Raw genomic sequence first — 12,866 nt, forward strand, 5'->3', positions numbered from 1 at the left:
GAAGACGGGGGATGTCGCCAAGTCTGCGATGTCCCCCTGCCATCAGCCTCAGAGAGGCTGATCGGCATTTTCAGGTTATTTCCCAGCGCTTGGATAGAGAGTAGATGCGGTAGCTTCAGGCGACGATTTCGCCCACGTAGCGAACCCAGAGGCCATGGGCATTTGTTCGTGTGCGGCGGTAGTAGGCGGCGTTGATGCGCTGGCGTTTCGGGCGAAAGAGAACTGCAGTTTGATCTTGGACAGATACCCGCGCAGACGTTCTGGAGAGTGAACTCGAGATGCTCAGGCCCCGCAACGCGGATGCGGACTAGCGGATCAAACGGCTGGTGCAGGTTTTGAAGGCTTACGACCGGGCCAGATTCGGACGACAGTCAATCCTTTCAGGGAAAGTATGACGTCATGGCTGCAACTATGGAAATCACCCCCAGCCACCTCCTGCGTCTGAACGGCACGCTGGATTGTCCGTTCATCGTGGAGGTTTGGGGATATTGAAGCAGCTACATATTTCAAGGGATCAAAATTGTGGCCAAGGCGTTAAGATTAAGCATAACCTAAGAGCAGACCTCGCCATGCGGACTGATAGGTTGCGTAAGGTTCAATCATAGCCATGTCCAGTTTACCGCCCGCAGACCAGATCGACCCTGACAACCTTAGCGTCGAAAGCTGGCGACTTGAGAGCCTTATACAATTAAACAAGATCCGCCGTATTCTATTGTTTTTGGCACTCTTGGCGCTTGTGATGGCATGTTTCTTTGCCAAAGATGTGCTGTTGCCCATCATTCTGGGGCTGATGTTGGCATTGACGCTCAGCCCGATTGTCCGAGGGGCGGGACGGCTTGGCGTTCCTGCGCCCCTCAGCGGCATACTTCTGATCGTGTTTATGGGTGCTGGAATGGTGGCGGGTGGCTATGCAGTGAGCGGACCCATCAGCACTTGGATGCAAGACGCGCCCGAGATGGGCGAGCAGCTGCGCGAAAAGTTTCGAGGGTTGAGTGAGTCAGTCGAGAAGGTCAAGGAGGCGAGCAAAGAAGTCGAAGGACTGACCGAAGAAGCAGCGGCTAGCAACCGGGTTCAGAAGGTGGCAATTCAACAGCCCGGCATATTGAATTCCGCCGTGAGCAACGCGGCGAGCACTGGCACTACACTGGCCGTGACTCTCGTTCTGGCACTGTTTCTGCTGGCCTCGGGAGACATGTTTCGGGTCAAACTGGTAGAGGTATTGCCCTCACTGAGTGAAAAGAAGCGTGCCCTGAAAATTGTATACGGGGTTGAGCGTGCAATTTCGAGGTATTTGCTGACGATCACACTCATCAACGCTGGGCTTGGACTCGCAGTCTGGGCGCTTTTGATGCTGGCTGGTCTTCCCAAACCGTACGTCTGGGGCCTTGTCGCCTTCGTGTTCAATTATTTGCCGTTCCTCGGAGCCATCGCGGGCGTTGTCCTTGTCGGGATTTACTCTGTCCTGTCGTTCGACACGCTGGGGCATGCAGCGATTGCACCGCTGCTTTATCTAGCAGCCACAACGCTTGAGGGTCAGATAATCACCCCCTCAGTTCTTGGTCGCCGGTTGGAGTTGAATACGGTGTCAGTGTTCATAACCGTCGTATTCTGGGGCTGGCTTTGGGGTATCGCAGGAGCCCTGATGGCAGTGCCCTTCTTGGTGATCGTAAAGGTCGTCTGTGACAACGTAGAAAGCATGAAGACACTTGGCTATTTTCTGGGTTCGGCCGATATGGGCGTGAAATTCGAGGAATCTGATAAAGCCGCAGGCTCTGGCGAATGACGGTCGCCTGTGTCTTTCTCTCTTCTGGAAGTGTAAGCTCTGCATATTCAGCAAAATTCACCCAAATCGACATTGTCAGGTTATGTCAAAGCGTTTGGATAAGGAGCTGATGCGGTAGCTTCAGGCGGCTATTTCGCGCACGTAACGAACCCAGAGGTCATGGATATGTGTTCGTGTGCAGTGTCAGTCGGCGGCGTTGAGGCGCTCGCGTTTATGGCGAAAGAGAACCGCGATTCGATCATGGACAGAGAGGAACATCCGAGTGTGTGTTGATGATTTGAGCCGGTCGAATATCTTATCTTTTCGGCGGGTGTGCCGATGTGACGCCTCGCCGAGATTGTTAATTCCTTGTGCGATCTGTGATCAACGCCTAGGCAAAACTCTAGCTTAGGTGCTCAATCCCGGCATCTTGTGGATCGGATTTAGGATGAATCGATCTGGCTCTGAAGTCCAGATTTTGCAGATGTATTCGTAGGGTGTGAGGCCGTTCAGGGTCTTTAGCCTGGGTGCGAAGTTGTATGCGTCCATGACGTCGGCGAGGTGCGTGCGCAGCTGATCATGGCTGTCGCCATGGTATCGTTTCACGTTCAGCCGTCGCCGATCCCCCGGATCGGCTTGGGGCCCCACCCTCCTTGATCGTTCGGTTCATCCGCTCGACCTGGCCGCCCTTCGGAAAAACGGTCCCCCGGACTGTTTTCTTATCCTCACGGCTCCACGGATGGTTTGGCTTGGTCAGCCGGTGCTCGATCCCATTTACTTCGCAGATCATGTGAAAGCGCATCTGCCGCGAGTATGCTGTGTTCCGGTTGCGAGGCTGCTCGGCGAACTGGATGCCGTTGTCCTTCAGGATCGTGTGGATGCGATAGGGGACTGCCTTGAGCAGACCCTCGAGGAACTCCCAGGCGGTCTTGCGGTCTGCCTTATCCACGAGTTGTGTGACTGCAAACTTGCTGGTCCGATCAATACCAACAAAGAGATAGAGCTTGCCCTCGACTGTCTGAACTTCCGCGATATCGATATGAAAGAAGCTGATCGGGTAACGCTTGAACTTCTGGCGCCTAGGCTTGTCCGCTGCCCGGCAGTGCATTGCGCAGCAATGTCACGAGAGGGGCCCTCGACATCCGGCAAGCGAGAGATCCCGTGCGGCTGAAGGTGAGGAGGGTCAGAAAACGATCCGGGGGATCGTTTTCCCCGACGCAAGATGCAGTGCCGACCGGGTCAGATGCGGAAGCGATGGCTGAAGTGCATAGATGCGTTCTTCGCTACAAACGATCCCCCAGATCGTTTGCTTGACGCTCGAACTCCAGCGGCAGCAGCGTGTGCCGCCGGAATGCGACAATCATCGCCTCCTCAGCTTCAGTGAGAACGGTTGAACGCGGCTCCTTTGGCCCGGTCTTCAGATCCTCTACCGTCGCACGCTTGCGCCACTTCGCAACGGTCTTGGGGCTGATGCCCAACTCCTTGCTTAACTGCACGAGCGAAGCTTGCGATCGCTGTATTGCAGCTCTGACGGCGTGCGTTGTCATGGCGCTCCAGTGTCGAACTTGTCCCAGAATGCTTCCATCCAAGCCTGAGAAAGGATCGCACCATCAAACCGTGGGATCAAACACCTAGGCGCTGGGTGGTCAGTGGCCCGCTGACAATTCCCGTAGGATCCGATTTTCAGCGTCCCGGATCGCTTGGTGTGGCGATTTTCCATTGAAAACGGCATCATGGATTTCTTGACCGAGTGTGCGTTCAATCAGATTGAAGGCGGGCACAGGAGGTCTGGACCAGGTCACGAGTTCATTCCGTCGGGCCATCTGGTCCACCATCCGTACGATAGGAGAGGAGGCCAGCGCCTCCGGATCGGCGCAAACCGAAAACCTTGGGGCCACGGGAAAGCCGTTCTTGACATGGGCTTTCATGGCTTCCGGGGACACCATCCATGCAATCGCGTTTATGATTTGCCTCTGTCTGACAGCAGATACGTTAGTTGGAATGGTCATCAGGAACCCGCCGATCGGCGCGGCAATGCGGCCCAAGCGGCGGGCGGGGGGGGGGAGGGCGACCCGTCGCGCCACCCGCGAGCTGAGCTCGTGCTCGAAGCGTGCGGCACGCATCGTCCAGCAATAGGCCATTCCGGCCTGACCCGACATGAAGCAGGCGATCCGCTTTTCCCAGTCCATGTTCGCGATCTCCGGGGGCGATACCTCGACCAGTTGCTTCATGTAGTCGATGACTTCGAGGGAGGCATCGGTGTCGATCTGCAGTTTCAGCTTTTCGAACCGCTCAAAACGCCAGCTGTCCTGATTGTGCAGGGGCATGTCGATCACTGTCTTCTGGCAGGCAGCCAGAAAGAACATGAATGAGTTCGCAATCGGCATGCCGCGCTGGCCATTCCATGCGATGCCATAAAATTCGGAGCTCGGGCGGTGCAATTCGCGCGCGGCACGAATCGTCTCGTCGAAGGTCTTCGGGTAGGTCAGCCCCTTATCCTCGAACAAATCGCGGCGCGCGGCAAGGATCTCTATCGTGCAGTAAAGCGGAATCCCGTATTGCGTGCCGTTCCAGTTGCCGGTCCCCCAGACAGACGGATGGAAGTCGAGCGCATTAATTGCGGCATCGTTCAGCAGCTCATCCAGCGGGGCGAGCAGCCCTTTTTCGGCGAACTCGCCCAGCCAAGGCATGTTGACAGACACGACGTCGTAGGCGGGCGCACGGCTCTGGCCGGTGGCAAGCGCATTGGTATAAAGGTCTGGCAGACGCTGAAGGTCGAAACTGCTTTTTCGACCCAGATCGTTACGGAAGTCCGACCACATGTTACGCATTGAGGCGAAGTAGTTGTCGTCGTTCAGCAAAAAGCGGATGTCGCTGGGCACGGTACCGCCGATGTCTTGAGTCTGCACCGGTGAAATGATTTGTGAAGCGAAATAGCTGCCGCCGAAGTAGTATTCGTTCGCTTCAGTCCCTTTGCGCAGGCCGAAAGTCTTGGCCAGATGCGCCTTTACGTGGTTGGCGTAATCCATGAACGCAGTCAGCAACCGGTCGGAGGGTTGCAGAAAGTGAGTCTTGAGCCCGTTGCCGCGCGGCACCTGCAGTATCAGATTATCGGCGAGCATCTTGGTGATCATGCGGTTGCCGGTGCTGTAGGGGACGCGGGCTAAAGCGATCAGGCCCGACTTGTCGATCGGGCGATCACGCAAATGGGCATCGACGAGCTCGAGGACGACGTTCCAGAACACGTCCGGTTTCGCATCCGGCAGGCCGTCATCGAAGGGGGCGCGCAGCTTGCGTAAGAAATCGACGATCCGCGATAGCTCGTGGCTGGTCAGTTCGGCCTTTGGCGCGGGCTGCGGTACCTGTTGATCCATAATGACCCCTTACAGTTGCGCCATACCTCCACGCCATTTCACCAAAGCGAAGAAATCAGCATTGTTCAACCCGGCTGAGGCGGCCTCACGGTATTGTTGAAGGATCAGGGAAGTTACGTTCTGCGACACGCCGTGAGCATGTGCTGCGTCCGAAATCAAGGTGAAGTCCTTGATCATCTGATCGACTGAGAACGCCGGGCTAAAGTCGTCGGAAACGATCATGTCGGTCTTGTATTTCAGCAGCGGGGACGCAACGGCACTTTCGCCGATGACTTCCATGATGGCGGACCTGCTCAGCCCGCCACTCTCGCCAAGGGCCAACGCCTCGGCCATGATCGCGGCAGTGGCCCCTACGAGGGTGTTCAGCACAAGCTTCATGTAGCGCGCCTCCTCGCCCTGACCGAGGTAGAACCGTCGGGCGGAGAGATGCGCAAGGTATGGCTGGGCTAGGTCCCATGCGGCCTCATCGCCGGAGGCGAGGATCGTTAGCGTGGCCTTTTCAGCAAGTGCCGTACTGCCGGACAGCGGCGCGCGCAGATACAGAATACCACGCTCTGTCAATGCGTTTCCCACAGTCGCCGAACATTCGGGCGACACGGTGCTCATTTCGATGAAGGTGGCTCCGGCGCGAAGGCTGGCGGCAAGGCCAGGTGCAGAGTCGGACCCCATGACCACCTGTTGGAGCGCCCGGTCGTTGGGTAGTGTCGCAAAGACGATATCGCTTTCGGCATGGGCTGCGAGGTCCTGAGCAACGGTAGCTCCATCCTTGGCAAGGTCTGCGACAACCGCAGAAGATGTGTCGGTGACGGCGACTGCAACGCCGTGGGCCAGCAGGTTGCGGATCATCGGGGCCCCCATCTTGCCCGCGCCGATCCATCCTGCGGACAGTTTGTACTGCGCCGCCGCGACGGCGTCTAATTCTATCACCACGATGTGCTCCTTCGGGTCTGCGTCGGCCGGAGGATATCGCGAAGGTCACAGTGGGCAGGAGGACAATTTCTCCGCTTCGGATAAATCAACGAGGTAATCTCCGAAACGGAGAGATAAGGTCATTAAGCAGGGCGAGAGTGGGAGCGACGTCGTCAGGCAGTGTGAGTTGCTCATTGGGCGCTGAATGTGTTGGGCCGAATGACGGGAGGAGGAGACATACAATGAAAGCAGTGCGATTCCACGGCGCGAAGGACATACGCGTCGAAGATGTGGCCGAGCCGTCGGGCGATCTGGCCTTCGACGATGTGCTGATCGCACCCATCGTGACCGGCATCTGCGGCACCGATTTACATGAGTATATCGCGGGACCGATCGTAACCCCGCAAGAGCCGCACATCTACACGGGTGCAACGAACCCGCAGATCCTCGGTCATGAGTTTTCTGCAATGGTCCTGGCCGTCGGTTCTGGCATCAGCCATGTCGCAGTCGGGGACCGGATTTCCGTCCAGCCCTTGCTGTCACCGCGCAACGATTATTACGGCAAGCGTGGCCTGTTTCACCTGTCGCCGTCGATGGGATGCGTCGGGCTGAGTTGGGCCTGGGGCGGGATGGGCGAGAAGGCCGTCATTAAGGATTATAACGCACAGCCGGTGCCGGACATCCTGACCGACGAACAGGCCGCAATGATCGAACCTGCTGCCGTTGCACTTTATGGTGTCGACCGGGGTGGCGTGACCGCAGGAAGCACCGTGCTGGTGTCCGGCGCGGGCCCCATCGGTGCGCTGACGGTGCTAGCGGCCCGTGCCGCCGGGGCCGCGACGATCATCGTGTCCGAACCCAACCCCAACCGCCGTCGCATCATCGCCGACATCGCGCCATACGCCCATGTCGTTGATCCACTCAGCAGCGATCTGGCCGCCATCGTCCGTGATTTGACCGAGGAAGGCGTCGGCGTCGACGTGGCGCTAGAATGCGTCGGGATGGAAGCATCGCTGAACGCCTGCGTGCATGCCGTGCGCCGTCAGGGCCGCGTCGTGCAGGTCGGTCTGCACATGAAACCTGCCAGCATAGACGCGATGCTCTGGGCGCTCAAAGACATCACTGTTGAGGCGACTTGGTGCTACCCCACACAGATCTGGCCTCGGATCGCGCGGATGATCGCTGTAGGCGCCTTTCCCGTTGAAAAGGTCATCACCGCGCGGATCGCCGCCGAGGATGTGGTCGCAAAGGGGTTCGAGGCGCTTCTCGATCCGACCGGACAGCATCTAAAGATCCTCGTAACGACCTGATATTGCAAACCCTACGAAAGCCCCAAAGATCATGACCGCACAGAACATTGCGCTTATTGTCGGTGCCACCGGCCTGTCCGGTAGCTACACCGGCCGCCACCTTAAGGAACGGGGCTGGACAGTCGTGACCCTGTCGCGCAGCGCCGTGGACCTCGCCTTTTCCGACCGCCACATTGCTGTCGATTTGGAGGATGCCGCAGGGGCCAAGGCCGCGCTGAAGAACGCACAGGACGTCACACACGTCTTTTACTGCACTTGGTCGCGTCAGGCGTCGGAGGACGAAAACGTCCGCGTGAACGCCGAGATGATCCGCAATCTGTTCGACGGGATCGCCGGTGCACCGCTGCAGCACGCGGCCCTAGTGACGGGGCTGAAGCACTACCTGGGATCCTTCGACGATTACGCCAATGTCACGCCCTACACCCCATTTCTGGAAAGCAGCCCGCGCCTGCCGGGACCGAACTTCTATTATGCGCAAGAGGACGTGCTGTTCGAAAAGGCGAAGGAGCATGGCTTTACTTGGTCTGTGCATCGACCGCACACGATGATCGGCTTCGTCGTCGGCAATGCGATGAACATGGCCGTGACGCTCGCCGTCTATGCCTCGATCTGCAAACACGCGGGGCGACCCTTCGTCTATCCCGGCTCGCCGGAGCAGTATAACGCCGTAACTGACGTGACTGACGCGCGCATCCTGGCAAAACAGCTACACTGGGCGGCGACCACCCCGGAGGCCGCCGACACACCCTTCAACATCGTTAACGGCGACGTCTTTCGCTGGACGTGGCTGTGGCAGCAGATTGCCGATTACTTCGATGTGCCGGTGGCCGAATACTCAGGGGACGTGACGCCGTTGGAAGAGACGATGTCCGACGCCGCCGATGTCTGGGCCGATATCGTGGCAAAACACGACTTGCAGGACATCCCGGTCGGCAGGCTGGCGTCGTGGTGGCATTCTGACGCCGACCTAAGCCGCACGCTGGAATGCTTCACCGATATGACCAACAGCCGCGTGTTGGGCTTCGATGCCTACCAGCCAACGCCAGCCAGTTTTTACGACGTGTTCGACACGCTGCGTGACCAGCGCATCATCCCCGCCTGAAGGACAGAACCGATGCATTACGTGATCCATTGCCTAGACTATGAGGGTGCCGTCGAAAAGCGGCTCGCCAACTACGACGCGCACAAAGCCTATCTTGCCGCCGCGACGGTCAAAACGCTGGTCTCCGGCCCGCTGCTCGCAGACGACGAAGAAACCATGATCGGCAGCTGTTTCCTGCTGGAAGCCGACAGCTTGGCAGAGGTGGAAGCGTTCAATCGCGACGACCCGTTCCATCATGCGGGCCTGTGGAAGACCGTCTCAATCCGGCCCTTCGCCAAACGCGTGGACAATCGCTGATGGCTGGGCCGGTTGGCATTGCACTGGTCGGCATGGGCTGGTGGGGGCAGAAAATGCTCAACGTCCTGCAGGCTGCGCCCGACGATATCAGCGTCGTGCGCGCGGTGGAGCCGAACGTCGCCAGCGTGCGTGATCTTTGCGACGGCAAAGATATTCCCCTGACTTCCGACTATGCCGATGCGCTCCACGATCCGGCGGTCGAGGCGGTTGTTCTGGCGACGCCTCATTCTTTGCACACCGACCAGATCGCGCAGGCCGTCGGGGCGGGTAAGCATATTTTTTGTGAAAAGCCCTTGGCACTGACCAGGGCCGAGGCGGAAAAATCGGTCAAGCTCTGTGCCGATGCAGGCCTCGTTCTGGGTATGGGGCACGAACGCCGCTGGGAACCGCCCATCGCGGACATGCTCGCGATGGCGGATGCGGGTGCCCTGGGTCGCATCCACCAGATTGAATCCAACTTCAGCCACGACAAGTTTCTGAGCCTTGATCGAGACAACTGGCGGCTGAAGGCTGATCAAGCCCCGGCGGGCGGCATGACCGCAACCGGCATCCATCTGCTCGACCTGTCCGTCCGCCTGCTGGGGCGCGCTGAAAGCGTGCTGTGCATCTGCGAGCAGCTGTCGTCCGACCTTCCGCAGGGCGACACGGTGGCGGCCTATGTGAAATTCGCGGGTGGCGGTACCTCTTACGTGTCCGCCTCGCTCGCTAATCCGTTCATGTCGCGCTTCACTGTTTACGGGTCCAAAGGCTGGATCGACATCCGCGACAAGGCCCATGTCGAAAGTCCCGATGGCTGGATTGTGACCTCCGCGATGGCCGGCGGCCCGATCGTAACGGTGGAAATCGGCAAGGCTGAGCCGGTGAAGGACAATTTGGTCGCCTTCGCCCGCGCCGTGCGAGGGCGCGAGATCTATCCAATCACCGCCGACCATCTGGTGAACAACATAGCGCTGCTGGAGGCGGTCTTCGCCTCAGCCATCAGCGGCAAGATCGAACACGTAGCCTGAGCGGCCAGCGGGAGGAGACGATATGAAAACCCTGATCTTTGATGAACCAAACAAGCCGGTGGTGGCCAACGTGCAATCGCCCGGCATCACTGAAAATGAGGTGATGATCCGCACGTCCCGCGTTGGCATCTGCCACAGCGACTATGAACTGCTGTCAGGCAACTACATAATCCCGATTTCCTATCCAGTGACCCCCGGCCATGAATGGGTCGGCGAGGTGGTCGAGGTCGGTCGTAACGTGCATGGCCTGTCTGTAGGCGACCGGGTGGTTGGCGAGTGCGTTATCAAAACGCCGGAGCGCATACATCACTTCGGTTTTTCGATGGACGGGGCCGACAGGGAATACTTCGCAGCCCGGCCGGAATGGCTGCACAAGCTGCCTGACGGTGTCGATGACGCCAAAGGTGCGCTGATCGAACCTTTCACCTGCGGGTACTACGCGGTGCTGCGCCACGGCGGCGTCGATGCGTCGCAGACTGTCGTCATCTCTGGCGGCGGCACCATCGGTCTGGTGTCGGCGGCGGCCGCCATCGGCATGGGGGCGCGTGTCATCGTCGCCGATCCAGTGCCCCTGCGGCGCGAGATCGCGATGAAGCTGGGTGCGGATGCCACTGTCGATCCGACTGACGGTGATCCGATCGAGGCCATCGACGAGATGACCAAGGGGGGCGCCGACCTCGTGGTCGAATGCGCGGGGCATCCGGCATCGCTGGCTAACGTTTTCGACTACGTTCGGCCAGAGGGCTTCGTGTCGATGGTCGGCATCAACATCGGCCAGAAGTTCCCGGTGGAACTCGGCAAAATCCAGATCAAGGATCTGACCGTGCGCGGCTGCATTGGCTCGCCCGGTGTCTGGCCGGGGGCGATCAGGTTTCTGGAACGCACCAGGCTCGATCTGTCACCGATCCAGACCCACAGTTTCGGGCTCGACGATGCAATCGCGGCCTTCGCTCTCGGCAAGGACCCGCAGCAGGCCGTCAAGGTTACGCTGAACATAAACTGAAGACGCAACACGACAAAGGGAGGGGACGCAGAGAATGACACACACCGGCAACATGACCGCTCCGCCTACTGGCGCGACATCCATCCCGCTTGCGCGAGGTTTCGTCACCGTTGTAGCATCGACTTTGGTGCTGCTCATGTTGTGCATGATCTTCGCTCCCTCGGCGGTGTCCTACGGTGGCCTTGCGGGCAGCCTGCCGTTCGCGGCTGTCATTGCCATCGTCGGGCTGGGGCAGATGCTGGTTGTGCAACAGGGCGGCTTCGATCTGTCGTTGTCAGGCGGGGTGTCGCTGGCGGTGGTGCTGGTCACACATCTGCCGTCGGGCAACAATGCAGAGCTTCTACCCGCCGTGCTGATCGCGATGGGTCTGGCTGTGGTGACTGGTCTGGCCAATGGCTTTCTTGTTGGTTTCATGCGCCTGAATGCCATCGTGGCGACGATCGGAATGAATGCGCTGCTCTACGGCGTGGTCTTCGCGGTCTCCGGCGGCGTGCCGCGCACCACTACGCCGCTCCTGGCGCAGATCGCAGGGGGCAAGACCTTTGGCATCCCTCATGCAGTGCTGTTCGCGCTTGCGATCCTCGTCATCGTGACCTTCGTGATGAAGAAGACAGCGCAGGGCCGCCGATTCGAGGTAATCGGGGCAAGTCCTCTGGCCGCGCAGGCGGCGGGGCTGCGGGTACGTCTCTATCAGGCGATGGCCTATGTGCTGGCGCAGCTGCACTACTGCGTGGCCGGGATCATGATCGCCGGGATTACCCGTGAACCGACGGCATTTCAGGGCGATGCGCTCTTATTGCCCTCGGTCGCCGTTGTGGTGCTGGCTGGGACGTCTCTTCTGGGTGGTCGCGGCTTTCCGATCTCGACCGTGATCGCCGCATTCTTCCTAAATCAGCTCAGCCAGTTCGCGCTGTCGGTCGGGGTGCCGTTTTCGGCCCAGACCATCATTCAGGCCTTGGCGCTCGTATTCGGGATTGGAGTCTATTCGATCCAGTGGCGCCGACAAAAGACGATCAAGGAAACGTCCAAAATGGGAGATACGGACAATGCTGCATAACAAGATGAAGATCGCAGTGTCGGCGCTGGCGCTGACACTGGGAGCGACCGGGGCCATGGCCCAGGACACCCCGTCCTGGTGCGGCCCGAACGAAGCCTCGCTTGCACTGCTGGACGGCTTCGGCGGCAACAGCTGGCGGTTGGTGACGACGGCATCCGGCAAGGAGGAGGTTGCCAAATGCCCCAGCATCACGCAGTTCGAGTATTCGGACGGTCAGGGCAATACGCAAAAGGCAATTTCCGATATAAACTCGATGGTCGCACGCGGCATTGATGCTCTGGTCGTCTTCGGTGATGCAGGCCCTGCGGTCCTGCCAGCGCTGACCAACGCCTATCGTGCGGGTGCGATTGTCGTGCCGTACCGCGTTAACGTCGGTGGAGAGGCGGGAAAGAACTACACCAAGTTCATCGGATCGTCGTTCAAGGAAGACGGCGTGAACTGGGGCAACTGGATCAAGGAACAATTGCCCGACGGGGGTAACCTGCTGTTCATTTCGGGTCCCGCCGGCAACAGCCAGGGCGTCGACGAGCTTGAAGGCATGAAATCCGTGCTTGATGACAGCTACGTCTTCATCAACCCAGCCCCCTTTGCAGTCACCAACTGGGACCCCTCGCTGACGCAGCAGGTTCTGTCCGCCGAGATCGCCAAGAACGACAAGATCGACGTGATCGTGTCCGATTTTGGCCCCTCTCTGGTCGGCGCGTTGCCGGTGTTCAAGGAGTTCGACCGCTCGATCCCCGCGATTGCCACGTCCGACGGGAATTCGCTATCGTGCTTCTGGGCTGACAACACCGCCGACAACCCCGATTTCAAACTGTTCACCGTGGCCACCGGCAATGACAACGTTCGTCTTGCGGTCCAGTGGGCGGTGGCAGAGGCGACGGGCGGAACACTGCCGACAGATGAAACATTCAAGGCACCCGTCTTTGAAAACTCTGTCACCAGCGAGCCGAATGCCGTGGACTGCCGGCCAGATCTTCCGGGGTCGATCTATCTGTCCGCAGAAATGGCGGGCAAGGATCAGGCTGCGGCCGTCGGCCAGTAA

General features: G+C 59.2%; 10 protein-coding genes and 1 pseudogene. 8 read left to right on the forward strand and 3 right to left on the reverse strand.

What is annotated here, in order from left to right; translation table 11 throughout:
• The first annotated feature begins 607 nt into the window (after positions 1 to 607).
• The gene (locus P775_RS11055; RefSeq protein ID WP_099911070.1) at positions 608 to 1,783 is read left to right on the forward strand and encodes an AI-2E family transporter; all 1,176 of its coding nucleotides are present in this window, start codon (positions 608 to 610) and stop codon (positions 1,781 to 1,783) included.
• Between the two features lie 387 nt (positions 1,784 to 2,170).
• On the opposite strand, the pseudogene P775_RS11060 reads toward P775_RS11055, so the two are convergent.
• The 3 genes and pseudogenes from P775_RS11060 to P775_RS11070 form a co-directional block, all read right to left on the reverse strand.
• A pseudogene (locus tag P775_RS11060) lies at positions 2,171 to 3,336 on the reverse strand (DDE-type integrase/transposase/recombinase).
• Positions 3,337 to 3,408: 72 nt separating this feature from the next.
• Entirely contained in the window at positions 3,409 to 5,136 is a 1,728-nt protein-coding gene (locus P775_RS11065; protein WP_099911071.1) for an ABC transporter substrate-binding protein, read from the reverse strand.
• Positions 5,137 to 5,145: 9 nt separating this feature from the next.
• Positions 5,146 to 6,066 (reverse strand): NAD(P)-dependent oxidoreductase, encoded by a 921-nt coding sequence (locus P775_RS11070; RefSeq protein WP_099911072.1) that lies wholly within the window; start codon positions 6,064 to 6,066, stop codon positions 5,146 to 5,148.
• Between the two features lie 221 nt (positions 6,067 to 6,287).
• Between P775_RS11070 and P775_RS11075 the strand changes: the two genes are divergently transcribed.
• From P775_RS11075 to P775_RS11105, 7 genes are read left to right on the forward strand one after another with little or no spacing between them, the layout of a single operon-like run.
• A complete protein-coding gene (locus P775_RS11075) occupies positions 6,288 to 7,355 on the forward strand; it encodes a 2,3-butanediol dehydrogenase (protein WP_099911073.1) in 1,068 nt (355 codons plus the stop codon).
• 31 nt (positions 7,356 to 7,386) lie between these two features.
• Positions 7,387 to 8,457 carry an SDR family oxidoreductase gene (locus P775_RS11080; protein ID WP_099911074.1) on the forward strand — a complete coding sequence of 357 codons (1,071 nt, stop codon included), beginning with the start codon at positions 7,387 to 7,389 and terminating at the stop codon, positions 8,455 to 8,457.
• A 12-nt stretch (positions 8,458 to 8,469) separates the two neighbouring features.
• Positions 8,470 to 8,754 (forward strand): YciI family protein, encoded by a 285-nt coding sequence (locus tag P775_RS11085; protein WP_099911075.1) that lies wholly within the window; start codon positions 8,470 to 8,472, stop codon positions 8,752 to 8,754.
• Positions 8,754 to 9,761, forward strand: coding sequence for a Gfo/Idh/MocA family protein (locus tag P775_RS11090; protein WP_099911076.1), 1,008 nt, complete (start codon positions 8,754 to 8,756; stop codon positions 9,759 to 9,761). Before P775_RS11085 ends, P775_RS11090 begins: the two co-directional genes overlap by 1 nt.
• A gap of 22 nt (positions 9,762 to 9,783) precedes the next feature.
• Positions 9,784 to 10,764, forward strand: coding sequence for a zinc-dependent alcohol dehydrogenase (locus P775_RS11095; protein WP_099911077.1), 981 nt, complete (start codon positions 9,784 to 9,786; stop codon positions 10,762 to 10,764).
• A gap of 34 nt (positions 10,765 to 10,798) precedes the next feature.
• The gene (locus P775_RS11100) at positions 10,799 to 11,821 is read left to right on the forward strand and encodes an ABC transporter permease (RefSeq protein ID WP_218967665.1); all 1,023 of its coding nucleotides are present in this window, start codon (positions 10,799 to 10,801) and stop codon (positions 11,819 to 11,821) included.
• Complete coding sequence (locus tag P775_RS11105) at positions 11,811 to 12,866, forward strand: substrate-binding domain-containing protein (protein ID WP_099911078.1); 1,056 nt, start codon at positions 11,811 to 11,813, stop codon at positions 12,864 to 12,866. Before P775_RS11100 ends, P775_RS11105 begins: the two co-directional genes overlap by 11 nt.

This window comes from Puniceibacterium antarcticum (genome assembly GCF_002760615.1).
Taxonomy (GTDB): domain Bacteria; phylum Pseudomonadota; class Alphaproteobacteria; order Rhodobacterales; family Rhodobacteraceae; genus Puniceibacterium; species Puniceibacterium antarcticum.